Genomic DNA, 23,643 nt, shown 5'->3' with positions numbered 1-23,643 from the left:
AACGCACCAAACTGTGCGTAAACTGAGCAAATTATCATACTAGACACTAATGAGTGTTTATAAGTGAGATCCTATCAACATAATTTGCGAATACAATTCATTAACATACTCGCTGTGCATTAAAGGAGTAGCGCATGACGAACAACCTCTTTCGCCAATCTTTTCTTTTTGACAGCTTAGATTTAGAACAAGAAATGCCCGCTGCAGAAATGACAGTAGCTGGTGGAACCATCTTTAAATTGCATCAACGTGGTGTTCTGGAAGTCATTCCAAAGCATTTATCGTCTGACAGCAAACATATTATTGTATCTTGTGGCATTCATGGTGACGAAACTTCACCGATGGAAATTGTCGACAAAATTATCTCAGATATTCAGTCTGGTTTTCAGACAGTCACTGAACGACTGCTTTTCATTATTGCTCACCCTGAAGCAACAAACGCTCACACTCGTTTCTTAGAAATGAACTTAAATCGTCTCTTTGATGAAAAAGAGTACGAGCCATCTAAAGAGTTGGATATCGCGGCGAACTTAAAACAGATCGTGGCTGACTTCTACCAAGGGACAGAGCAACAACAGCGTTGGCACCTAGATTTACACTGTGCCATCCGTTTGTCGAAACATTACTCGTTCGTTGTGAGCCCTAAAACTCGTCACCCTGTAAGAAGCAGAGCCTTGATGGAGTTTATTGCGAGCGCACACATCGAAGCGATTATGTTTTCCAACGCACCATCAAGCACATTTAGCTGGTTTAGTGCAGAAAACTACGGTGCACAGGCATTAACTGTTGAACTTGGCCGTGTGGCTCGTATCGGTGAAAACGATCTCGAGAAACTGGTTGCCTTTGATCTGGCGCTACGTGATCTGGTGGCTTCAACTGAGGCAGAGCATTTACCGCGCAAACCGACGATGTACAGAGTAAGTCGTACTATTGTTCGTCTGCATGATGATTTCGATTTCTTGTTTGATGATGATGTCGAAAACTTCACCGCGTTTAAGCATGGCGAAGTCTTTGGTCACGATGGTGATAAACCATTAATGGCCAAGAACGAAGGTGAAGCGATCGTCTTCCCGAACAGAAACGTTGTTATTGGCCAGCGTGCAGCACTGATGGTTTGCCCTGTTAAAACGCGTTACGAAGACGGTCAGATCGTTTACGATTAAGACTTTCACTGCCTAAATTCAGTATTCAGACTTCCTATTTCAATGGCTTAGCGGTATCGTTAAGCCATTATTTGTTGTGCCCAATTCAAACAACAAACGCAATTGTATCGAGCATTCATGGAATTTAGTCAGCTAATCTATCGCAAGCAGCGACGCTGGAATATTTTTGCTATTTCAGCCAGCCTGATCCTACTTATTCTTAGCTTAATCTACCTGATGGTAGGGGAAGTGATGATATCCCCGTTTTCCGACATTACGCCTTTGATGGAGAAGCTGGTTCTCCAACTCCGTTTACCAAGATTGCTGACTGCCATTGCCATCGGCGCGGCGCTCGCTGTATCTGGCGCTGTTTTACAAGTGCTGTTGGGGAATGTGCTCGCTGAACCTGGCGTGCTTGGCATATCTGGCGGGGCCAGTGTCATGATGGTATTGGTGCTGTTTTTTATTCCTGTGCTTGCAACGCCGATCGGGTTTATGGTTTCCGCTGTTATTGGGGCGCTGCTCTTTACCTTGCTATTAGTTTCTTTTGCGCGTTCAGCTAAGTTAACCACAACGCGTTTATTGCTCGTCGGTGTGGCTTTAGGAATCTTGAGCGGCGCTGTGGTTACGTGGGCGTTCTATTTCAGTGATGAACTGAGTTTACGCCAGTTGATGTACTGGTTGATGGGAAGTGTCGGAGGCGCAAGCTGGCACCATCACATTTTAACCTTGTTCCTTGTGCCGGTATTGGTTTGGCTCTGCTTTAAAGGGGCGGTGCTGGATAAACTCATGATGGGCGAACTTCATGCTAAACAGCTTGGCATCGACGTTGAAGCGGTCAGGTGGAAACTCATACTCGCGGTTTCTGTGTTAGTCGGGGGGGCGGTTGCGCTTGGTGGTGTTATTGGCTTTGTTGGCTTGGTTGTCCCGCATCTGCTGAGGCTAGCATTAGGCAGCGAAAACCGTTATCTATTACCTTTATCCGCTTTAAGCGGCGCAACGCTGTTAGTGTTTGCGGATATTATCGCTCGTACTTCTCTTGAATCGGCAGAGCTGCCATTAGGCGTGGTAACCACCACGATTGGTGCGCCTGTATTTATTTGGATGTTGGTGAAGAATCATGATTCACGTTAAGAGTCTGTCTGTTGGTTCAAGACTTCTCCCGCTTTCTTTGAGCGTAGAAACAGGTGAGGTGCTTCATGTTATTGGCCCCAATGGCAGCGGAAAAAGCACCTTTTTATCCGCGCTGTCAGGTCTTTTAGAATGCGTTGGAGAAACGTTTATTGACGATGTCGAAGTGGGGAAGTCATCTATTGAAACATTGGCAAGTTATCGCGCTTTTCTAAGCCAGAGTGATCGCCCCGCGTTTAACTTGATTGTTGCGCAGTATTTGATGCTGTCTGTGCCTTCAAGTGCACAAAAAAACACAACGCAAGTGGATGCGACGGTTCGAGAACTGGCGGGGCTTTTGGAGCTGAACGACAAATTGTTAAGGCCGATTCATCATCTTTCTGGCGGTGAATGGCAGAGAGTTCGGCTATGTGCGATTTGCTTGCAGATTTGGCCGACATTAAATCCAAACGCCAAATTATTGATTCTTGATGAACCTGCTGCACCGCTTGATATTGGCCAAGAAGGTCTGCTTTATCAGTTGATTCGTAAAGTCTCTGGGATGGGAATTACCGTGGTCATGTCCAATCATGATCTGAATCGGACGCTCCACAATGCGGATAAAGTGCTGTTGCTGGATAATGGTGTTATGCAGCGGTTCGGAGAGCCTGAAGATGTCCTTTCAGAAGCAGAACTTGCAAGAGTATTCAAAACTCAGGTGACGAAAGCAATGGTCGCATCAAAACCCGTACTGATTTTTGACTAATACCACCCAATTAACACGGCAAAGACGCTCACTTTGGTGCATATTGCACGTTTTAAGCTCATCAAGTTTTGGTAAAGAAATTCCAAGAATGGCTAAGTTTTTGTAAATCAATAACTTAAAGAAATGGAAAAGCTGGCATGCAAATCGCTTAGTTAAGAATGATACATTCTCGTTCTTGTTAGGCTAAGCCAATGCAAAGGGAAATCTGCGGATTGGTGAACGTTGAGCCTTGTTGCTTCATGGCAGCTTCCGCCACCGATGGTTTGCCCAAGGTGGCGGCTTTTTATCTGCTACTTTTTAGGCTGTTAACGTTTTTAAGCCGTTAGTGCCGATAAGTCTGCAGGGCGGTAGTAAACCGATTTAAGAACTTTACCTTGGCGAATCGTTTTGCCTTCAGAGACAAAATCTTCCGCGCATTTCGCGATAATGTAGTCGCCTTTCTGTACCGCCATCAATTTGATGCCTTGCTCTGCGTAGTGTGCTTCTGTATCGGCGTATTCTTTCTCGTTACGACACACTTTGCTCATGTTGCTTGAATGTACTTCGTCCCAGCACGGTACAAAGTCGATATCGCGGTTAACCGCAACATTCAGCAGTAGGTCGATCAGGTAGTTAATCGCAAGATTGTCTTCGATTTTATCGTGGCCTAAGTGAACCAGACGACCCATTAAGACATAAACACTATCAACGATCGCATCTGCTTGCTCTGTTTTACAATCTGCTTCCGCGAGTTCAGTCAGCTCCTCGATCGCTAAAGACGTGTGTAGCGTGTCGGCTTTCTCATCCAAGCTTTGTGGAAAAGCAACAGGAAGGTCGAAAGTGCTACGGAACTCAGTGATATCGCGGTATAGATGCTCAAAGATTTCGTTGGTTAGTTTTGATAGGTGCATGTCTTGAACCTGGAATAATTTATGGTGGCGCAATACTACCAAAGCTGGGGGAAAGCTGCCATTTTTATGCGGGTGCGTTTTATGCGGGGGTGTTGCGTGTAGAGATTATGGCCAACATGAACTCATTGAGTTTGGAGATAAAAGAGCACTCGTCACGTGCTCTTTAGGCTTTGATGCTTAGCGAAAAAGGTACGGAAATAGTTTTCTTTTTTCTTCGTTGGTCAGAGACTCCACGCGAGCGATATTGGTATCTGGAATCGCTTCTGGATTTGGGTAATGTTTGAGTACTTTTTCCATGCTCTCTTCGCGGATCAGGTGAAACACCGGATACGGGGAGCGGTTGGTTAAGTTTTCATCGTCTCCTGGTTCTGTGCCACCAAAACAGTAATCAGGATGGAAGGTGGCTAGCTGGAAAACGCCTTCCCAATTTTGTTGACGAATTAGCGCTTCAACCCAGTCAATAAATAGGTTGTAGTCGTAAAAGTCGCTCAGCATATTAGGCACAACCACCAGCGTGGTTTCTAACTCTTCAGCCGGAGTTGCGTCCAACTCCATCAATTGCGAGAGGATGTCTTCGAGAAGTGCCTCTTCTTGGCTTGCCTCACTCACATAGATTTTGATCTGTTTGTTGCGCTGAGGTTTTGCTGCAAATGGGCATAAGTTCAGTCCGATAACGACATCGTTGAGCCATTGGTTCACCTGTTCAGCGATCTCTGCTGTTGAGCGATTCATTGTCATTTTGGTTCCAAATTGGTATTTGCGGCAAGAATAGCAGAATCCCCGGATTGTGGCGCGTTTTGCGTGTCGTTCGCGTACGTTTTAGACAGTTTAAAGAACAGCAGGAATAAGACGAAATAGAGCGCAAGCCCACCCTGAATAACCGTGTCCCAACCACCGTGCTGCCAGCAGTAGATCAAGAAGAAGCCACCAAGGCTACCACCGACGTAATAGTGCACCAGATACAACGCTGTTGCAGTGGCTTTAGCGTGTGTCGCTTTTTGGCTCACCCAAGCGTAAGCAAGAGTGTGAGTAAAAAACGCGCCGGAACTTATCAATATCAGCCCTAACACCATCGCAGGTATGCTTTCGAAATAGGCGATCAACATGCCCGACATGCTGATCACTGAGCCAACCACCATGCCGGGGATTGGTGCGTAGTACTTATTCCAAACTGACGTGCATTTTGAGCTCAGAGTGCCGGCTAAATAGCAAATAAAGATAAGTGATGCTAAGCCAATCGGCAGTGAGTGAGGCTCAGCTACCATGCGGAAACTCATTACTGAGTACAAATTGACGAAAAGAGCGAAGTTTACGCCTCCGATAAGCATTGCCACAAGGATGGTCTTATTTTTTAAGTGTTTTACCAAAGCACGGTTGTGGTATCTGAGCATGCCGCGTTGCGGTGTAAAATGCTTCTGCTTTGGCAATAGGTACGCAACGGCTACGCCAGCAATGAGCGTGACAATCGCGATAACGACGACCGCTTGTTGCCAACCAAAGGCATCCGTTAATGTCCCGCCAGCGATTCGGCCAACAATACCGCCTAGGGAGTTAGCGGCAATGTATCCGCCGATTGCACGGCCAAATGCTTGCTCTGATAATTCCTCTACCATGTAAGCTACAGCGACAGAAGCAAATGCTGCCAGCGCGATTCCCATGACTGCTCTTAGTATGATGATGCTGATTAACGTTTGGCTAAGCAGCATCGCGATACCAATCACGGGCATAGCCAGCAATCCCATTAGCATGACGTTTCGGCGTCCGAATGACTCAGAAGCGACCGCCCAAGGTACTAAACAAACGGATAGGGCAAGTGTGGATGAAGCGAAGATCCAGTTGATCTGTGTTTCACTAACCGCGAAGTGCTGCGCCATGTACGGCAGCATAGGCTGGAACAAGTACAAGTTACAAAATACAAGGAAAGAGCCCAGAGCTAAACATAGGGTGACTTGTCGATATTCTTTCGTGCCTAATTCAATCATGATGCCGTTAGCTTTTCTGCGGATAATGTGAGCAATGTATCAGTGAGTAGCGAATTGATAAAATATATTAAAAATATCATCCGCATATATTTTTTATATTATCTCATCATGGATTCTAAACACCTGCGCCATTTTGTGGCTGTGGCCGAGCACAATCATTTTACTCTTGCCGCCAAAGCCCTGCATATTGCTCAGCCAGCGCTCAGTATTTCGATCAAGAAATTTGAGCAGCAGTTAGGCGTTGATCTGTTTCGTCGTGAGGAGCGCAGAATTGCCCTGACGGACGAAGGAAAAGTGCTATACGAGCACGCCAAACGTGTTTTACAGCAAATCGAAGATGCACAATTGGCGATAGATGAGCTGAAAGGGTTAGAGAAAGGCGAGGTGCGTTTGGGTGCGCCAAGTATGATGGGATCGTATTTTTTCCCCGAAATTATGATGGCCTTCAAAATGCGCTACCCCAAGCTAAAAATCACCTTGGTGGATGCGGGTACAGGTTCAATCAAGCAAATGCTACTTGATGGCGAACTGGATATTGGCGTGATCAACAATGAGAATGTCCCAGATGACTTGGAAGTAGACCCATTGCTCGACAGCGAAATGGTCGCGGTAGTGGGTAAAGATCATCCGATTGCACAGCAAAAGAGCATCAGTTTTGAACAGTTCTTTGAACATGAATTGGTGATGTTCCAACGCGGATATTTCCACCGGGATTTCATCGAGAAAAAAGCGCGTCAATATGGCACTGAAACGCAGTTTTCGTTTGAGACAAACCTACTGCCTATCATCTTAAGCATCGTCAAACATGAATTCGCCATTACCGCTCTGCTTGAATTAGTTACGGATCACGAGTCGGATGTGGTTGCCGTTCCATTTGATGAGAGAGTGACACTTAATCTTGCCTTGGCTTGGCGAAGGGACGGTTATTTGTCGGTTGCGGATCGCACCTTCATCGAGTTTGTGAAGCAATATGCGGATTGCAAGTAAGCGTACTACAAACAGATGGATGTCAATATCACGTTTTTTACAATCTCAATCGCACCATCGGATTGATTACAGTAGTTTGTCTACACAAAAGTAAAACTATAAAAGTAAAACGATTAAGAAGGTAAGGATATCTATCCATGCAAATCAACATCAAAGACCTGAGCGTAGACTCGGGAACCAATCGCTTGACCATCGACAACTGGAACATCGCGGATAACGAGTCTTGGGGCGTATTCAGCACCGAAGGCGATATTGGCTCGGGGCTGGGCTGTTTATTGTGTGATGAACTCAGCGTAACAGCGGGTGTTGTGAATAAGGGGAAGGGCAAAATCGCTCAAGTCTCACTGGTTGAACAACAACGTTTGTTAGAAGAAGAGATCGCCAAAGACGATACTGATTTTCTCGACCGTATTGATAAAGGTAGCACCGTTTATTCACTGATCTTCGAGCAATGCGAAGATGTAGTGCTGACTAGGCAGTTGATTCAAGATTTGGACTTGGAACATCTCCAGCAGAGTGGCTTTCGTGTACTTTCTACTGGAGAAACTCGACGTGTGATGATCGCTCGCGCATTGGCAACTCAGCCAGAGCTTCTCGTTTTGGACAACCCATTTACAGGGTTGGACATCGCACATCGACAGACGTTGGCAACGTATTTGACTGAGCTTGCCAAAACCACGCAAATGCTGGTGACTTTTAACCGAGAAGAAGACATGCCAACGTGGGTGGAGCACATTGCGCTGTTTAATCATGGGCACTTAGAGAGTGTTATGGGAAAAAGCGAGTGGGAAAATCACCCGGTGATCACCCAAATCAAAGCGCAGTCCAAACAACAAAGTGAAGAGATGCTGGCACTGATTCATCGCCACCAACACGACCCATACTTCTCCAGTCCGGTGTTTGAAATTCGTAACGGGCGAGTGGAGTACATAGATAAAACCATCTTTACGGATTTAAATTGGCGCATTGAAAATGGGCAGCACTGGCAAATCAAAGGCCCGAATGGCTGTGGTAAAAGCACGTTACTCGGGATGATATTTGGTGATCATCCACAGTGTTATTCCAATGATATTGATATTTTTGGTAAAAAACGTGGCAGTGGTGAGACGATTTGGGAGATCAAAAAGAACATCGGGATGGTTTCTTCTGCGCTGCATCTCCAGTACAGAGTGAGTTGTAAGGCGTTAGAGGTGATACTCTCAGGGTTTTACGACTCGATTGGCCTGTACCAGCAACCATCGAAGAAAGAGATTCAAATTGCTCGCGAATGGCTCGAAATCTTACACATGTCAGAGTATGCCAATGTGTCATTTCGCTCTTTAGAATACGGGCAACAGCGCCTATTGCTGATTGCTCGTGCGATTGTCAAACAGCCTGCACTTCTGATTTTGGACGAGCCATACCAAGGCTTGGATTATCTTGGTCGCCGCTTGGTGAAGAACGCACTTGATCTGATTGCGCGCGAGAATCTAAGCCAGTTGCTTTATGTCTCTCACTATCAAAAAGACAAGCTAGAGAGCATTCACAACGAGTTGGAATTTGTGTTCGACGACAGTGAGCAGTGTTACAAAGCAACCATCAATACAGATGTGGGCTAAGTTAATGGGGCGTGACTTGCCCCTTTTAATCAACTAGCTATCTTTATACATGCGCTCGAAGTTTTTCGGGTTCCATCCGATCATGTAGCGGTCGCCAATCTTTAACACAGGCAAAGAGCGTGCGCCAATGGCATCCAATTCTTTGCGTCCGCGCTGCATTTTCGCGTTGGTTAAACGGTACTGATAACCTTTGGAGTCGAGATAGCGCTGAGCATCTTTGCAATGTGGGCATTTGTCTTTGACGTACAGTACAAGTCGTTTCATTGTGAGTTCCTATGGCCAACAGACCCAAATACTAAGTCTGCGCAGTGTAATGAAAAGACGGTGAATGGCAAGTCCGATTCGGGTAGACTTACGCCTCTTAAATTTAATAGCTGACGAATTGATCAATGAATCCGGCACTTAGATACATTCAGGGTTATCCAGAGCATATTACAACGCCAGTCACACAGCTGGTTGAATCAGGTCGATTAAAAGCTTGGTTCGAGAAACGCTACCCGGAAAATCACATCATCAAGAGTGAAAAAGCGCTGTTTGATTACACCATGGCGATAAAAAATCGTTATATGAAGAAAACAGCACCACTGAGTAAAGTGGTGTACGACAGCAAAATTCACCTAATCAACAATGCACTAGGTTTACATACCTATGTGGCGAAAGTGCACGGCGGCAAAATTAAATCTAAGAATGAAATCCGAATCGCCAGCGTGTTTAGAAACGCGCCCGAGGCACTACTGCGCATGTTAGTTGTGCACGAGCTGGCGCATTTAAAAGAGAAAGAACACAACAAATCTTTTTACCAGTTATGTTGTCATATGGAACCGGACTATCATCAGTTAGAGCTGGATGCTCGTTTGTTTATGATCTACCTTGAAACCGCAAAACAGAATTAAACTCGCATGAATCAAGCTAATAAGCCAAGCAGAGCCAAAGCCCAAACAAATAAACCATCAAAGCCAGCGGTCAAGCAGTCGGAGATGAAAGCCATCACTGTGAAGGGCAAAGCAGGGTTGCATCCGCGTAATCTTCATCAGGGCCGTTACGATTTTCCTAAATTAATCGCTGCATTACCGGAGCTAAAGCGTTATGTAATTAAGAACCCTAAGGGTGAGCAGAGCATCAACTTTTCGGATCCGACATCGGTTAAGTTACTGAATAAAGCGTTACTGGCTCATCATTACGGTGTCACGTTTTGGGATATTCCTGAGGGTTATCTCTGTCCGCCGATTCCGGGTCGTGCCGATTATGTTCACCGTTTGGCTGAACTATTGACCAAGGAATCTAAGTCATTAAAACACAAATTAGTGCGTGCATTAGATGTGGGCGTTGGCGCGAACTGCATTTACCCGATTGTAGGCAGCACTCAATACGGGTGGACTTACGTGGGGTCAGATGTTGATCCGGTGTCGGTAAAAAATGCGAATTTGATTGCGGAGAATAACAGCGGGCTCAAAGGTAAGATTGAGTGCCGTTTGCAAAGTCAAAGCCGACATTTTTTCAAAGGCATAATCAAGCCTGGTGAACACTACGATGTGACAACCTGCAACCCGCCGTTCCATAAGTCGCTACAAGAAGCGCAGCAGGGCACTGAACGCAAGCTGAAGAATTTGTCGGTCAACAAAGCCAAAAGGGGCCAAGACAGTCACAATACTAAGGCAAATGAATCAACGACACTGAACTTCGGTGGCCAAAACGCTGAGCTTTGGTGTCCGGGTGGAGAAGCTGCTTTTATTAAAAATATGGCGTTCGAAAGTCGAGATTTTGCTGAGCAGGTGCTCTGGTTCTCAACACTGATTTCGAAAAAAGACAATGTACGTTGGATGCGTAAAAACCTTGATAAAGCAGGCGCGAAAGAAATTCAAATTGTTGAAATGAGCCAAGGGCAAAAAGTGAGCCGTTTTATCGCGTGGACGTTTAAAACGCCGCAACAGCGACAACAATGGTTAAAGCTGAAAAGCTGAAGTTAGGTTAAATAATAAAACCCAATAGCCTGGAGTGGCTATTGGGTTTTATTTAAAAGCTTAGATTTTAACTAACATCTTGCCTTTGTTCTTACCTTCAAACAGACCAATAAACGCTTCTGCAGCATTGTCTAGACCATTGTAGACGGTTTCTTCAGACGTGACTTTGCCTTCTGTGATCCATTGACCCATTTGCTCAACGAACTCACCGTACTGATCCCAGTAATCCATCACAATGTAACCTTGTACAGTGAGTTTTTTCGTGTTGATAAGTAGTAGGTTGTTTGGACCTGGTTGAGGTGTTTCTGCATTGTAATCTGCGATCATTCCACATACAGGAATGCGTCCGTACGGGTTTAGCACATTGAGCGCCGCTTCTAGGTGATCTCCACCCACGTTTTCGAAGTATACGTCGATACCTTCTGGTGCAGCTTCACGCAGAGCGTCTGTAAGATTTTCGACTTTTTTGTAGTTGATTACCGCATCTGCCCCCATCGCTTTGACTGCTTCCGCTTTCTCGTCTGAACCTACAGAACCGATCACTTTACAGCCGTGAAGTTTTGCGATTTGAACCGCTACGCTGCCTACAGCACCTGAAGCTGCTGAAACAAATACTGTGTCAGTAGGTTTTAGCTTAGCGACGTTAAATAAGCCAACCCAAGCGGTTAGACCTGGCATACCGATAACGCCCAAGAAGTGTTGCTCAGGCACACCAACTGCCGGGAGTAGGGCTAAATCGCCACCATCACTGATGAAGGTTGTGCGCCAACCACTGATGTTGCTTACTTTAGAGCCGACAGGGAATTGATCATTCTTAGATTCAATCACTTCACCAATCGCACCACCTTCCATGACTTCGTTAAGTTCAAATGGTGGAATGTAAGAGTCGCTTACGATCATGCGGCCGCGCATGTAAGGGTCAACAGACATCCAGGTGTTCTGAATTAGGACTTCACCCTCTTTTAGGGCTGGTAACTCAACTTCAACAGATTTGAAGTTTTCTTGTGTAGGCATACCCGTTGGGCGTGATGCAAGATGAATCTGATGGCTTTTCATTTTTCGCTCTCTATGACTTTTGTTTCTACTAACGCTGAGCTCTCTTAAATGATGACTCAGCATTTTAATTAGGTATTATTAGCTGGCAAATAATTTGCGCACAAACAATTTGCAGATAAGTTAACTGGGATGAAAAGAGAATTCAATAGGTTTGCTCAAAAATATTTTGCGCACAAAGTATTTTAAACTTATCAAAATTTGATAACATGGCGGGACGATAAAAGATTGGACTAACTCATGACCCAGAAACTCTCTGACAACGTGTGCTTTGCTTTATATACCGCGACGAATTCCTTGGTACGTGCGTTCCGCCCTATTCTGGATGAGTATGATTTGACCTATCCTCAGTACATCGTGATGCATTCGCTTTGGTGTGAGAACAATGTGAGCTTAAAAGAGTTATCTAATGATACGCACTTGGACTCAGGGACATTAACGCCAATCGTTAAGCGACTGGAATCAAAAAACTTGTTGACGAGAAAAGTGTCTGAGCTAGATGAGCGCAAAAAGGTCATCTCGTTGACTGATAAAGGCTGCCAACTACAGGAAGAAGCACAACAGTTGACAGCGAAATTGGAGTCTCGATCCAGCATGAAAGCAGAGAGTATTGAAGCGTTAAGAGCGTTGTGTTTGGAGTTGGATAAAAACTTGCGAAAGAGTGACTAACTAACTTCCTCAGATCACCCTTTGTTTTAGCCGTTTTGCCTTAGCAACATAGACACTTAAACAAGCGCTGACGTTAAAAACGCTTAGCTCATTTGTTTGATCTTTTGGCGATATTTTTCTTCTAACGCCTCGTTGCCAGCTTTGGCTTCAAGTTCCGCAAGCAGTTCAAGAGAAGTTTTTTGAACACCGTAACGCTGGTGGAATTTCATTAAGCGAATTCTTGCTTTAACAAAATCGCCATCTTCAATTTCTAACTTAGCAAGGTGAAGAAGTGCCCTCGCGCGGTGCGGGTCATGGTCAAGTGTTCGCATGAAGTAGGTTTTCGCTTGTGCAGTATCACCGGATTTTAGCGCACAGAAAGCGGCATTCTCATAACTAGCGGAAGTGAGATAGTAGTAGGGTTGATCAATGGCTTTATTGAAGAACTTGTCGGCTCTTTCATAATTCCCATGTTTACAAAGAAATGTTCCGTAGTTGTTTAACACATTTCCGTTTTGCGGGTGTTGCTTTAGGGCCGTTTCATAGATTTCGGTAGCCGCGTCTTTTTCTCCCACTTTTTCGAAGTAATGCGCCATGGAAAGTTGTGCGCGATAGTAGCCCGGGTAGTGAGTGAGCGCTTTCTCTAGATTCTCTCGTGCTTTGACCATGTTGCCTTGATTTAGGTAACCAATCCCAAGCTCTATACGTGCTTCTGCTCGCTCCTTAGGTGACGCTGAGCTTCCTGGATTTTGCGTAGATTCAACGGTAACACAACCTGTCAGCGTAATAGCGAAAAGTATGGATAGACGGCGCATAATATCTTTCTTATTGAACAACGTGACTGCATGTATAACGTAAAGAAAGGGCGGTGGTGAGTTGCAACCAGAAACAATGCGACTGAGTCGGCAATTATAACTTTTGACCCGTTTGATATAAAAACGAAAGGGTTCAAATTGAACCCTTTCTCAAACACTTCTTAATCATCTTTGGTGAAATTAGCTTCACTAAAGTGCTCAAGATCATAAGGCGTTTGCTGGTAAACACAGTAATTGAGCCAATTTGCAAAAAGCAGGTGACCGTGACTACGCCAACTCGCCACGGGTTTATTCTCTGGATCGTTGTTTGGGTAGTAGTTGACGGGAATAGCAGGCTCCATTCCTTCACTCAAGTCACGAACATACTCGTGATGTAATGTAAGAGGATCGTACTCTGGGTGGCCTGTAACAAATACGTTTCGTTTATCTTTTGTGGCGGCTAAGTAGACACCAGCGACATCAGATGTGGCTAAGATGTCAAGATCCGTATGTTCTTCAAGGAACTGAGGAGAAAAGTCCGCATACCTAGAATGCGGTGCTAAGAAGGTGTCATCAAATCCTCGTAAAACAGGATGATACTGGTGGTGAATTTGGTGGTGATATACACCAGATAATTTCTCTTTACGCGTTCGCTTTGGCAAATTGTAAAGCAGTTTTAGCCCGGCTTGAGCTGCCCAACAAACGTAGAGTGTAGAGGTAACGTGTTCTTTCGCCCAATTCATGATGGTCTGCAAGTGATCCCAGTAGAGCACATCTTCAAATTGAACCAAACCAAGTGGTGCACCAGTGATAATCAGGCCGTCGAAGTTACGCTTTTTTACCATCTCGAATTGGCGATAAAAGTTATCAAGGTGCTCAGTCGGTGTGTTTTTACTTGGCCTGTCGTCAATTCTTAGCAGCTCAATATCGACTTGTAGAGGGCTATTCGACAATAGACGCAAAAACTGAGTTTCCGTCTCAATTTTTTTAGGCATCAGATTGAGGATCAGTACCTTTAGTGGGCGGATCTCCTGAGTTGACGCGCGAGACTCGGGCATCACAAAGATATGTTCCTGTCGCAATACGTCGGATGCAGGTAACTGATCGGGGATCTTAATTGGCACGGCTTACTCCCTAAGCATTTCTTATAGACGTCTATACATCTAAACTTAACTCAATCTAACTGGCTTGTCGATAGCAATTTAGGGCCATTTCGTATTAAGATCTCGTCATACCTCCCTAAATAATGACAACAATGACATTCAAATTGACTCTAATACGAGGATTGCCTGGTTCAGGAAAAAGTACGCTTGCTAAATCACTCAATGTGAATCACTACGAAGCCGATATGTATTTTATGGATGAAGCGGGTAGCTACTGTTTTAAGTCAGATGAAATCGCTCAAGCTCATCAATGGTGTCAAACGATGACGTCAAAAAGCCTAGCTAAAAAGCAGAGTGTTGTTGTTTCTAATACTTTTGTTCGACGCTGGGAGATGACTCCTTACTTGAAGTTGGCGAACCGATACGGAGCCAAATTTGAAGTGATTGAATGTAAAAATGATTTTGGCAATATCCATGGCGTGGAGCCAGCAACAATTCAACAAATGAAAAAACGGTGGCAAGAATGGCAAAGCGTTCCCCAATTGTCGAAATGACCTCTTATGGAATCTATTCAAACTGGGACTCTAACTCTCGGCATTTACCTAAAATTCAAGAGTTCACGACACAAGTTCCAGCAGATGAAGAGGTGGAATTTGGCTACATCATAAATATTAAAAAAGCCAAAGGACGTGTAATCGAGTATTGCATTTCGCATCCCGGGGTATTAGGAAAGAAAGGGCAAGTTTTAGAACCGTTTACCGGTGACATCCACGTAGGAAGCAATGATTGGGACTTTTACTTAGGAGATACAATCCAACTACTTGACCCCATCAATGGCTATGAGTCGAATATAGGTAAATGGCGTATGACGGTCAAAATGGATGGATCAGTCATTGCAGATAAAACGTTCGATGTCTATGCCCGCGACGAAGGAGAATTTTGGAAGCGTAGGGGGTTTTGAGTATTCAGAGTTCGAGTGCTCAGAGGTGAATAAGCACCTCGATGATTATACAACTTTTCTCATAAATCAAGTCTTTATTTCTATTTGTATCAATAATATTACGTACTTCTTGTTTCTAGACCTTAAGGGTGAGTGTTAGGAGAAATGCACTAATATTTAATTACCAGTTTCATATTGGTTTTTTACTACAAGAAATAAGGAAATGCGATGAAGTTAGCAGTGAAAGTTGGGACTTTTTTATCCGTACTCGCCATGTCGAGCAGCGCGTTGGCGAATAACCACTATGTAAAATCAGATGGGTATAATGACTTTTATTTTGGTGTAGGTGGTTACTTTCTAGATATCGATGCTGACGCCAAGCTTTATGACGCGAATGGCGATCCATTGATGTCTACTAAAGAGAACATCTCCGATGTATCAATGATTGGTGGACTCGCGGGCTACAGGTTTAATCCTTGGTTGTCAGTAGAGGCTCGAGGCGCTTTTAATAGTAGTGATGGCGACTTTTTAGATGAGTCTATGGAAATTAGCAAGTACTTTGGTGTATATGCTCGTCCTACTTTTCCTTTCCATGAGCACTTTTCTCTTTATGGTCTTCTTGGTTATGGGAGAGCAACTGCAGAATTGGGAGGAGCGAGTGACACTGAAAGTGGTTTTGCCTACGGCCTGGGTATGGAAATTGGAAATGGGAACCAAGTGAGACTGCAAGTAGAGTGGGCAGTGCTACAGGATGAGACATTTTCATATAGCTATGCTGGTGGCGAAAAATTGTCTGCGGATTTTGAGATAAATAGCATAAACGCGAATTTAGTTTGGTATTTTAATTAGAGCCAAACTGTCGCAAACACTATGCTTGATGTTTGAAAGCCCGTAGAACATTGTTCAATTTTTCATTATGAACTCCAGAAGCTAACATTAACGCTTCTGGAGCTCTCAGTATTTGGGCAATACGCTTTAGGCGATTACCACATTAAATCATCTGGCACGACAAAGTCAGCGTATGGATCATCTTCAGCGACCACATCCGCTTCAGCTGTTTTCTGCTCGATGATCGTTTGTTCATCACGTTGCGCTATTTTGTTTGCTACGCTGCTTGGAATAACCACGTAAGTTTCTTCATATCGAGCAATGGCCAATATGCCTTTTGCCAACTGGTCACGAACCATTGAAGGAACATAGAGAGATTTAACAAGCGTACCGTCGGTGAAATTGTATTTAATATCGCCGTCTGCGAGATCCAGTTTGTTCATTTCGATTAGCTGTTTGATCTGCGCTTGGATTTCTTTCGTCAAACGCTGCTCTTTTTGCTGTGTGCTCAGCTCTTTGTCACGCTCTTGCTGTAAACGCTTGTTTTCTTCAACGGCTGCTTTTACCTCACGCGCTTGTACACGAGATTTCTTTGAACCTTTCTTCGCCTTTTTTAGTTTTTTCTCATTCACTAGGCCAGCTTTTAGCATTTGCTCTTGAAGGGTTAGTTTTGCCATGATATTTCCGTACTAATCAATTTTGTAGCATTGTATAAGTTCGTACCTGTCAAATAAAGAATAGTAGTTAGGAATCTTTGACGCAGCGGTTGTGCTCTTTACTACGGATAGGGCTATACCATGTATAGGAGAGAAAGGAGACGCTCATGATCAGTTGCAGCGAATACGATTATATTGAAATCGTCTGTATGTACCAATACCCAATTCGGCTCACGTTGAAATCAGGAAAAGTGATGGAATGTAAAGCGCTTGATACCGCGCGAAACCAGAATCGGGAGGAGTGCATTAAAGTCGAACTACAAGGTCTGGAAACGCTTGTTGAGTTAAGTCAGCTTTCTGTGATGGAAGTGCTGATTGATAATCCTCACTTTCGTGAAGTTCGTTTTGGGCCTTCTATTCTAACCAAGTAACTCTATGGCAGTAGCGGTAATGATCCTGAGTAGCACGGTCAGTGACGAAAGCATTGACTGATGAGCGGTATTTGGATTTTTAAAGTTAACTGGATTCAGATGTTTTCATTAGCTAACACTTATAGAGCACCTAATGATTGTGGTGTGCCCCCTTGCCTAGGAATAGTTCAAATAAGAATGTTATACAAAGCAGAGGGATACCATTGAGACTCGTTAATTTTTATTAATATATCGTTCAGCACTAGCAAATAGCTTGTCACATACTTTTTTCTGAGTTTGATACTCTGAAGTACCTTCTGGCATAGAATCAAGAACGTCTTTCGCCTTTTGATACTCTCCAACCATCAGAGCAAATCGCTCTTCAAAGTTGTTTTTTTGTGTTTTTTTGCTCGATTTTCTTACTGGCTTTCTCATATAGTTCTCTACTTTATAGATCCCAAAGTTTTTTTTGTTCTCGTTCTAACAAAATGTTTTCGATTTTTTTTCTTATCTTATGAATGCTATCAGAGCTTTCATCTTTACTAGGATCTTTGACTTTGACAGTCTTGGATTTAGAACCAGTTGATGGCTTTTTCAAAGTTCAATTTCCTTCTTTCATTGGATAGTAAAACCCCAAAAATTCTTCCTTTATCCATCTTTAATTTCACTAGTGTTTCTCAACTCGAAAAATGAAAAAATCAGATTAAAAAGATAGATGCTTATGCTAGGTAGAATATGACGTCTTAATACATCGCTATTTAACAGATGCATGGTAGCAGACCAAGAAGTCTTACTATGATGAAGGCAATATTTTATTGTGAACAATTAAATTTTGTCCTTTGATTGTTCTCTGAACAAGCAGGGCATCAACCAATATACCTTTCGATTGGTTTTTCGAGTCATTTGACTCCTTGGTAAGTATCTAAATAAAAAGATCTCACCAATGAGGAGAGATCTTTTTAGAGATTCTTATACTAAAGTAACGTTGCCAGCTTGTGGGCCTTTGTTACCTTGTTCCACATTGAATGAAACTTTTTGCCCATCAGCTAATGTTTTGAAACCTTCGCTAGCAATTGATTTGAAATGAACAAATAGATCTGCACCACCGTTATCAGGTGTGATAAACCCAAAACCTTTTGTTTCATTAAACCATTTTACTGAACCAGTTGTTTTATTTGACATATATATCTCGATACATTGATTAAATTAAAAAGAAAGCTACTAAATAAGGAATGAAGAAAAAGGTATCGCAGGATAGATATGACGAATTTAATCGAAAAAAAACTGAGAAGATCTTGAACTAAATATTCTATCAATAGCTCACTACTAGAGCTGACGCCACTATACACTATGTACACATAATAGATACGTATTTCGCAACTAAATTTTATTTTTTATTAAATCAAATAGTTAACAGGATTGCTCTAGTGAAAAGTAAATTTTAGTGCACTTCAGTTCGTCAGCATCATTAGAATAATTATTGCAAAACTGAAGTTCGATGTGACGATGACACCAGATAAATACCTGAATGTGACAGCAGGCATGCGTTTTATTAATGAGTTTGACGAGCAAAACGTCTATAGCCTGAACGATGCGGTGAGCGAGAGTGATAAGCATATTGCGGCGGAAGAACACTATGGAAAAATTCTGTTTTCAGAGCCTGTCAGCTACAAAAAGCTCGCAAGCCTAATCAACCAAGGTGCCGAAATAAAACACACTAAGATCAGCGACGCATTCAGTTTTGATGACTACCAAAGTCAATATAAAAACTCGCATTTGTTACCGCTATTTGTGGTTGATGCTCGAAACAACGTGCGGATCTTCAGCACATCAAACCAACCAGAGATCGCTCCCGGCTCGACGGTGGTTGCTCGCGTAAAAGATAACGAGAGCAAAGAAAACGCATAGGGCGGGATAGGGTAAGGAGATTGCTCTATTTGCTTGCTATTCTCTGACGGGCAATGAAGGTGAAAAGGCTTGGAGAGTTTCTAAGCCTTTTGAAAGATGGTGGTTGAGGCATTGTTTTGGATAAAAGTTTGCTATCGACTTTGCTAAATTGGCAGTTTGTTAATAACTACAGATATGGAAGAATGGGGTTAATGAATGTTCAATATTGAGGGTGTAGATCACGCACGTTGTGAAGCGAATACTATCGTTCAAATGTCAAAAAGCCTCCAATTTGAAGGCTCATTTAAAGTTTTTTAAGGTTTCGTCTAACTCCGATTGAGCTTGCAATACATAGAAACTATAGCCACCATCAGTATGCACCTAATCGTAAAAGTACCGTTTCAGCTTAACTTTTAACATACCCATTTCTTTTCATGATCTCTTTGCCTTTAGGAGTATCAATAGGTATCAGAGCCTTTCGGTCACACTTTTTACAGTATGTTGCCGTTGCCATCGTGGCGAATCCAAAAAAGGCGCTTTTATTTTCAAAGGCAGGAGAAAAACAAGATTTACAAACATGAGTAAAATACTCCGTTCCATCAGCCCCTTTTGGATTCTGACCACCTTGAGTTTCCTCTTGCCATTGCTGAGCTTTCTTGTCTGAACATACGTTACAAATGTCCATCGGGTTACTATCCCATCCTGGTAATGTTGGTAAACCACAATGTTTACATGTCATAAAATCGAACCTTAATCTACTTCAGTAGCCTAATTTTATCACTTGGAATAATCATACATCCAACAATTGAAAAGTCATTATAATTCAACTGAATGCGACTTCTATTGTAGGAATATTCCAAAAAGAAAATAGAAAATATTATTTCGGTAGCATTCTACATTATGCTGCCAGACTAAAAGCTAACCATATGATATAGCTGTGATTTGTTATTTTCCCACAAGTAATTCTCACAGGATAGTAAATCCAATGATATTTTTAAAAAAATCTATCGCATTTTCACTTATCGTGATGATGGCTGGTTGCTCGATGACACCAAATGAACCGGCAGTAATGGCCCAGGAATATGAACAATCATTTGTCGATTATGATCTGTCTGAAACGAACCATAGCGATGCTATGCAAGTGATGCATCTTGTCTCCCAACGGGCTGTAGCAAGCGCTAATAACATTGATGCGTTTACCAAGCAAAACCACAACATGTTTCTTTCTGCTACTCAAGGCGTCGCTGTAGGTGCCGCTGTAGCAGGATCTCTCAACCCGTTTCAGTTAGCGACGAAATTTATTGGACTTGAGGCTACCAAAAGTAGCATTGACTACCAATACTCTGATCTCGCTTATTCCAGTAAATAACTCTCGAGATACCAATCAGCTTAGAGAATTAATTGAGACATATCGTTTTGAACAGCTACCAGCAAGATAAACACTTCATTCCATACTAGTGGTATTAGATTAATTAAGCCAAAATATGACTTGTGCGTTTATTGGAAGTGATAGCTCTAGCAAGAAAAGGGGCATAAACTTCAGCCCCCCAACTCAACCCTGATACTCTCTAAAATCTTCCCTTAAACTTCTTCGATACGCGAGATAAGCAAATACGCTCCACACAACCGCCAAAAACCAAATCTGAAGATAACCTTCGCGGATTTGTGTCCAGTCAGCGCCCATTTGATTTAAAGCCAGAAAACTCTGTATTGCTGGCGTGCTTGGGAACAGTTTAGACAGCCAGACGATAGGTGACGGGATCATTTCGACTGGCCAGATAAACCCGGCGCTGAAGATAAGGGGCATGGAGCTAATCAAAACCACTAACGTGACTAACTCGCGCCTTGGGGTGACAGAGCCTAGCCAAATACCGATCGCGCACGATGCTATTAAAAACGGCAGAAGTAGCGTTAATAACTGGCCTGCATGCGCGAGCTGATTCACGCCTTGCATGGTAAAGCTTGCACCAAAATAGTACATGCTGAGTAGGTAATAGATAACGATCAAAACAGTAAAACGTACGGCGAGCAATTGAGCTGGTGGTACGTTACGCCAGTAGCCTTTGCCGAGCTTTTGTGTGCCAACCATCAAGCCTGCCGCCATCGCCATAGTTTGTTGCAGAATAAGCACAAATACCGCAGGAACAACGTAATCCACATAACCCATGCGAGGGTTAAATGTCGGTTTTAAGTTGAGTTTGGTTGCGGCGTATTGCTCTTCTGCCAGTGAAAGAGGTTGGCCTTCTAAAAGCAGTTTGGAGACAGTGGTTTGCGCGGCTAGCGTACCGCCTGCTTTCGCTAACCCTTCAACAATGGTTCCGTAAACCAAGAAGTAGGAAGCGTCACCTGCGTAGGCAAGGGTGGGGCTTTTACCTAATAAAATGTCTTTGTAGAAGTGTTCTGGGATAACCAAAATACCGCTGATTTCACCGTTTAAGAATGCGTTACGGGCTTGTTCGAGTGAGTGGTCTCGCCGAACAACGTTGACTTGTGGCGTGGCATCTACCATGCGTTCCAGTTTAAAGCTGGTTTGGCTCATATCCAAGTTAACGACACTGATTGGTTGTTCGCGTGGCGTTTGGTTGCTGTACGGCAGTGGGTAGAGAAATGAATAAAACACCACACCACCGAACACGGTGAGTACCACAACAGGATTGCTCAGCAGTGCTTTCAGTTCTGACTTTATCAATGTAAGCAAGTTCATACTGACTCCTCCAGCGCTGCTTGTTTGCTGGCTTTTACGTGCTTACTGGCTGCAGAGTGTTGGCTAGATTGTAAATGCTTGTGGATCAATAACACGCTGATTGCCAATGGAAGAATATACCCCAGCATAGGAACTAAATGAGTGAGAGATTGAACCCAAGTATGACCATAACTCACTTGGCTCACTTGAACCTCTATATAGTGGCTAGCGGGTAAAAGACTCCGCCACCATTGCGCCAGACTGCTCATATCGGTAACTGGGAAGGTGATTCCCATGAATGCAAAGCTTGGAGCAGTAAATGCACCTGCAAAACTCATTGCACGCGCTGGATCTAAGGTGAGGAAGAAGAACGCACTCCCCATGATCATACACGCGATTAGGGTAATCCACTGCGCAAACAAAATGACTGCAAAACTGCCATTCATTGGCCATTTAAACCCAAGGTAAAACCACACTAAAAACGCAAACCCTTGCAGAGCAAATACAATTGTGTACGGGAGCAGGGTATGTACGACTGACTTTACTGGGGATGAACCAAGCCATGGTTGCAGCCCTTTATCTCTATGATTAGCGGCCAACACCAAAATAGTGCTGACTACCACAACGATTTGCCAGAGAGCAGGAATAATGGCAGGCACAAGAAACTGTGCGTAGTTGGAGTTTTTGTTAAACAGTGGCGTGATTTGAGTGCGAACCGGCACCGCTTTACCCATGGCAGACAGTAGTGTGGCGTCGCCTTTTGAAAGGTGGCCTAAGGTGCTTAGTTGTGCGTTAAAGGTTCCTTGCGCTTGGGTAAAAGCAGAGCTTAGCAGCTTACCAACCAAAATCATCTGGCTGTTGTAATATACGCTCACTTGCGGTGCGAGTTGTTTATAGATTGACTTGTCAAACTGAGATGGGATGACCGCATAGGCGTAAATCTCGCCGCGAACGAGTGCACCTTTTGCTTGGGCGACATCTGAATATTGCTTGTGCACTCGCATGGTTGATGTGGCGTCATAGTAACGGATCAACTGCTGAGAGAGTGTTCCCGGTGTTAAGTTGACCACGCCAATAGGCAAGTCTCGGGCAATCCCTTGTGAAAAGATCGCCCAAATCATGATCGCCAAAGTAACCGGTATCCAAGTTAAGCAGGAGAGTAACCATTTATCGCGGCGGATTATCGCAACCTGTGAGGTAATAAGTTCACGCATCGCTCTGCCAACTAGTTGAGTTGAACGGCTAAGCTCATACCCATTCTCAATCCATTAATAGCTTGAGTCGGGCGAGCTTCAACTTCAAAAGTACGCAGATCGAAGCCCTGAGAAGCATCTGTCGAGCGCCAAGTGGCGAAATCTCCCATTGCGGCAATGTGCGTGACTTTAAAATCCACATCTTTATCTAGCGCTGGTACGTAGGCGCTAAATGTGGTGTTCTTCTTAAAGTGTTTTAAGTAGTCTTCACGCACATTTAATACCGCCCAAGAGTCTTGAGTATCTATCACAGTGACAACGGGGAAGCCTTGTGGCGCTAACTCACCGCTTCGTAGCAATACCTGCGACACTTCACCGTTGAACCAGCTTTTGATTGAGGTATCTTTTGCGTAGGCTTCAACTTCTGCGACTGCGCCAGCGGCCATTCTCGCTTTTTCTGCGGCGGCGACTTTGGTTTCGTTACGCGCGCCTTCTTTCGACATTTGGTACATTTGAAGCGCAGCACTTTCGGTGTATTTAGCCGCATCCCACTGTGTTTTGGCTTCATCACGTTTTTGTTCCGCGACAACGCCATCTTTAAATAGGTTATTAACGCGAAGGTAAGTTTTCTCTCTCAACGCCGTCGCAGCTTTTGCTTTCAACCACTGATCTTTCGCAGCTTGTACCTGTTGAATACGCGCACCTTTTTCTGCCTCCATCGCGAGTGCATCAGCGGCTTTTTCTCCCGCTTTCGCTTGCTCTAACTTCGCTTCAATCTCTGGGCTGTGAATGGTAAAAATCAGCTGGCCTTTTTCAATAGCATCGCCTTTACGAACGAGGACTTCATCAATTCGTCCCGGGACTTTCGACGAAATACTGTATTGCTGAGATTCAATCTGTCCTTGCAAACGAATCGGCTTAGGTTGATAAGCCTGATAAAAGCTGTATCCAACCCAAGATGCAAGGGCTAACGCAGCAGCCGTGAGTACAAGTGGTTTTGCATTGTTCATCT

29 protein-coding genes are annotated in these 23,643 nt (G+C 43.8%); 14 read left to right on the top strand and 15 right to left on the bottom strand.

Translation table 11 applies throughout. The annotated features are described in order from the left end of the window. The first annotated feature begins 134 nt into the window (after positions 1-134). From NP165_RS07165 to btuD, 3 genes are all read left to right on the top strand, one after another. A complete protein-coding gene (locus NP165_RS07165) occupies positions 135-1,163 on the top strand; it encodes a succinylglutamate desuccinylase (protein ID WP_257083297.1) in 1,029 nt (342 codons plus the stop codon). A 117-nt stretch (positions 1,164-1,280) separates the two neighbouring features. Further along, positions 1,281-2,276, top strand: a complete 996-nt coding sequence (btuC, locus tag NP165_RS07160) for a vitamin B12 ABC transporter permease BtuC (RefSeq protein ID WP_257083296.1) — start codon at positions 1,281-1,283, stop codon at positions 2,274-2,276. Next, entirely contained in the window at positions 2,263-3,018 is a 756-nt protein-coding gene (gene btuD, locus NP165_RS07155; RefSeq protein WP_257083295.1) for a vitamin B12 ABC transporter ATP-binding protein BtuD, read from the top strand. Before btuC ends, btuD begins: the two co-directional genes overlap by 14 nt. A 314-nt stretch (positions 3,019-3,332) precedes the next feature. On the opposite strand, the gene NP165_RS07150 is transcribed toward btuD, so the two are convergent. The 3 genes from NP165_RS07150 to NP165_RS07140 form a co-directional block, all read right to left on the bottom strand. Further along, positions 3,333-3,908: a nucleoside triphosphate pyrophosphohydrolase family protein gene (locus NP165_RS07150; RefSeq protein WP_257083294.1), complete on the bottom strand. Its 576-nt coding sequence runs from the start codon at positions 3,906-3,908 to the stop codon at positions 3,333-3,335. A gap of 177 nt (positions 3,909-4,085) precedes the next feature. Beyond that, positions 4,086-4,646, bottom strand: a complete 561-nt coding sequence (locus NP165_RS07145; RefSeq protein ID WP_257083293.1) for a DUF1415 domain-containing protein — start codon at positions 4,644-4,646, stop codon at positions 4,086-4,088. Continuing rightward, a complete protein-coding gene (locus NP165_RS07140; RefSeq protein ID WP_257083292.1) occupies positions 4,643-5,890 on the bottom strand; it encodes an MFS transporter in 1,248 nt (415 codons plus the stop codon). Before NP165_RS07140 ends, NP165_RS07145 begins: the two co-directional genes overlap by 4 nt. A gap of 108 nt (positions 5,891-5,998) precedes the next feature. Between NP165_RS07140 and NP165_RS07135 the strand changes: the two genes are divergently transcribed. Next, entirely contained in the window at positions 5,999-6,877 is an 879-nt protein-coding gene (locus tag NP165_RS07135) for a LysR family transcriptional regulator (RefSeq protein WP_257083291.1), read from the top strand. Positions 6,878-7,014: 137 nt separating this feature from the next. Next, complete coding sequence (gene modF, locus NP165_RS07130; protein WP_257083290.1) at positions 7,015-8,475, top strand: molybdate ABC transporter ATP-binding protein ModF; 1,461 nt, start codon at positions 7,015-7,017, stop codon at positions 8,473-8,475. A 33-nt stretch (positions 8,476-8,508) separates the two neighbouring features. Here the strand turns inward: modF and NP165_RS07125 are convergent, their stop codons facing one another. Then, the gene (locus NP165_RS07125; protein WP_167420459.1) at positions 8,509-8,739 is read right to left on the bottom strand and encodes a glutaredoxin family protein; all 231 of its coding nucleotides are present in this window, start codon (positions 8,737-8,739) and stop codon (positions 8,509-8,511) included. A 125-nt stretch (positions 8,740-8,864) separates the two neighbouring features. Between NP165_RS07125 and NP165_RS07120 the strand changes: the two genes are divergently transcribed. Together NP165_RS07120 and rlmF are read left to right on the top strand one after the other, a co-directional pair. After that, entirely contained in the window at positions 8,865-9,368 is a 504-nt protein-coding gene (locus NP165_RS07120; protein WP_257083289.1) for a M48 metallopeptidase family protein, read from the top strand. A gap of 6 nt (positions 9,369-9,374) precedes the next feature. Continuing rightward, positions 9,375-10,436 carry a 23S rRNA (adenine(1618)-N(6))-methyltransferase RlmF gene (rlmF, locus tag NP165_RS07115; RefSeq protein ID WP_371133663.1) on the top strand — a complete coding sequence of 354 codons (1,062 nt, stop codon included), beginning with the start codon at positions 9,375-9,377 and terminating at the stop codon, positions 10,434-10,436. A gap of 60 nt (positions 10,437-10,496) precedes the next feature. Here the strand turns inward: rlmF and NP165_RS07110 are convergent, their stop codons facing one another. Then, complete coding sequence (locus NP165_RS07110; RefSeq protein WP_257083287.1) at positions 10,497-11,492, bottom strand: NADP-dependent oxidoreductase; 996 nt, start codon at positions 11,490-11,492, stop codon at positions 10,497-10,499. Positions 11,493-11,729: 237 nt separating this feature from the next. On the opposite strand from NP165_RS07110, the gene NP165_RS07105 reads away from it, so the two are divergent. Next, a complete protein-coding gene (locus NP165_RS07105) occupies positions 11,730-12,158 on the top strand; it encodes a MarR family winged helix-turn-helix transcriptional regulator (RefSeq protein ID WP_257083286.1) in 429 nt (142 codons plus the stop codon). An 83-nt stretch (positions 12,159-12,241) separates the two neighbouring features. Here the strand turns inward: NP165_RS07105 and pilW are convergent, their stop codons facing one another. Together pilW and metA are read right to left on the bottom strand one after the other, a co-directional pair. Next, positions 12,242-12,955, bottom strand: a complete 714-nt coding sequence (gene pilW / locus NP165_RS07100; protein WP_371133709.1) for a type IV pilus biogenesis/stability protein PilW — start codon at positions 12,953-12,955, stop codon at positions 12,242-12,244. Positions 12,956-13,113: 158 nt separating this feature from the next. Beyond that, a complete protein-coding gene (gene metA, locus NP165_RS07095; RefSeq protein WP_257083284.1) occupies positions 13,114-14,055 on the bottom strand; it encodes a homoserine O-acetyltransferase MetA in 942 nt (313 codons plus the stop codon). Between the two features lie 131 nt (positions 14,056-14,186). On the opposite strand from metA, the gene NP165_RS07090 reads away from it, so the two are divergent. From NP165_RS07090 to NP165_RS07080, 3 genes are all read left to right on the top strand, one after another. Next, a complete protein-coding gene (locus NP165_RS07090; RefSeq protein WP_257083283.1) occupies positions 14,187-14,588 on the top strand; it encodes an ATP-binding protein in 402 nt (133 codons plus the stop codon). Beyond that, on the top strand, positions 14,558-14,995 hold the full coding sequence (locus tag NP165_RS07085; RefSeq protein ID WP_257083282.1) for a DUF3859 domain-containing protein: 438 nt from the start codon (positions 14,558-14,560) through the stop codon (positions 14,993-14,995). The genes NP165_RS07090 and NP165_RS07085 overlap by 31 nt, the downstream gene beginning before the upstream one ends. Positions 14,996-15,202: 207 nt before the next feature. Continuing rightward, positions 15,203-15,823 (top strand): porin family protein, encoded by a 621-nt coding sequence (locus tag NP165_RS07080; protein ID WP_257083281.1) that lies wholly within the window; start codon positions 15,203-15,205, stop codon positions 15,821-15,823. A 134-nt stretch (positions 15,824-15,957) separates the two neighbouring features. Here NP165_RS07080 and NP165_RS07075 read toward each other — a convergent pair whose 3' ends face one another. Next, on the bottom strand, positions 15,958-16,479 hold the full coding sequence (locus NP165_RS07075) for a DUF2058 domain-containing protein (RefSeq protein WP_257083280.1): 522 nt from the start codon (positions 16,477-16,479) through the stop codon (positions 15,958-15,960). A 146-nt stretch (positions 16,480-16,625) separates the two neighbouring features. Here NP165_RS07075 and NP165_RS07070 point away from each other — a divergent pair, with 146 nt between their 5' ends. Next, positions 16,626-16,889 (top strand): Rho-binding antiterminator, encoded by a 264-nt coding sequence (locus NP165_RS07070; RefSeq protein ID WP_257083279.1) that lies wholly within the window; start codon positions 16,626-16,628, stop codon positions 16,887-16,889. Between the two features lie 213 nt (positions 16,890-17,102). On the opposite strand, the gene NP165_RS07065 is transcribed toward NP165_RS07070, so the two are convergent. The 3 genes from NP165_RS07065 to cspE all read right to left on the bottom strand — a co-directional run bounded on the left by NP165_RS07065 (position 17,103) and on the right by cspE (position 18,050). Beyond that, positions 17,103-17,303: a hypothetical protein gene (locus tag NP165_RS07065; protein ID WP_257083278.1), complete on the bottom strand. Its 201-nt coding sequence runs from the start codon at positions 17,301-17,303 to the stop codon at positions 17,103-17,105. A gap of 13 nt (positions 17,304-17,316) precedes the next feature. After that, the gene (locus tag NP165_RS07060; RefSeq protein ID WP_257083277.1) at positions 17,317-17,466 is read right to left on the bottom strand and encodes a hypothetical protein; all 150 of its coding nucleotides are present in this window, start codon (positions 17,464-17,466) and stop codon (positions 17,317-17,319) included. A gap of 371 nt (positions 17,467-17,837) precedes the next feature. Further along, positions 17,838-18,050, bottom strand: coding sequence for a transcription antiterminator/RNA stability regulator CspE (gene cspE / locus NP165_RS07055; protein WP_257083276.1), 213 nt, complete (start codon positions 18,048-18,050; stop codon positions 17,838-17,840). 324 nt (positions 18,051-18,374) lie between these two features. Between cspE and NP165_RS07050 the strand changes: the two genes are divergently transcribed. Beyond that, positions 18,375-18,776 (top strand): hypothetical protein, encoded by a 402-nt coding sequence (locus tag NP165_RS07050; RefSeq protein ID WP_257083275.1) that lies wholly within the window; start codon positions 18,375-18,377, stop codon positions 18,774-18,776. Between the two features lie 385 nt (positions 18,777-19,161). Here NP165_RS07050 and NP165_RS07045 read toward each other — a convergent pair whose 3' ends face one another. After that, on the bottom strand, positions 19,162-19,494 hold the full coding sequence (locus NP165_RS07045) for a hypothetical protein (protein WP_257083274.1): 333 nt from the start codon (positions 19,492-19,494) through the stop codon (positions 19,162-19,164). A 246-nt stretch (positions 19,495-19,740) separates the two neighbouring features. On the opposite strand from NP165_RS07045, the gene NP165_RS07040 reads away from it, so the two are divergent. After that, positions 19,741-20,124 carry a hypothetical protein gene (locus NP165_RS07040; RefSeq protein WP_257083273.1) on the top strand — a complete coding sequence of 128 codons (384 nt, stop codon included), beginning with the start codon at positions 19,741-19,743 and terminating at the stop codon, positions 20,122-20,124. A gap of 183 nt (positions 20,125-20,307) precedes the next feature. Here NP165_RS07040 and NP165_RS07035 read toward each other — a convergent pair whose 3' ends face one another. Genes NP165_RS07035 through NP165_RS07025 form a run of 3 tightly spaced genes read right to left on the bottom strand, consistent with a single transcriptional unit; the run spans position 20,308 to position 23,641 of the window. Beyond that, complete coding sequence (locus tag NP165_RS07035) at positions 20,308-21,459, bottom strand: ABC transporter permease (protein ID WP_257083272.1); 1,152 nt, start codon at positions 21,457-21,459, stop codon at positions 20,308-20,310. After that, positions 21,456-22,652 carry an ABC transporter permease gene (locus tag NP165_RS07030; RefSeq protein ID WP_257083271.1) on the bottom strand — a complete coding sequence of 399 codons (1,197 nt, stop codon included), beginning with the start codon at positions 22,650-22,652 and terminating at the stop codon, positions 21,456-21,458. Before NP165_RS07030 ends, NP165_RS07035 begins: the two co-directional genes overlap by 4 nt. 11 nt (positions 22,653-22,663) lie before the next feature. Further along, a complete protein-coding gene (locus NP165_RS07025; RefSeq protein WP_257083270.1) occupies positions 22,664-23,641 on the bottom strand; it encodes an HlyD family secretion protein in 978 nt (325 codons plus the stop codon). Between the last annotated feature and the right edge of the window lie 2 nt (positions 23,642-23,643).

It is taken from the genome of Vibrio japonicus (assembly GCF_024582835.1).
Classification (GTDB): domain Bacteria; phylum Pseudomonadota; class Gammaproteobacteria; order Enterobacterales; family Vibrionaceae; genus Vibrio; species Vibrio japonicus.
Note: the sequence above shows the minus strand (reverse complement) of the source record. Positions and strands in the feature narration are given on the sequence as shown.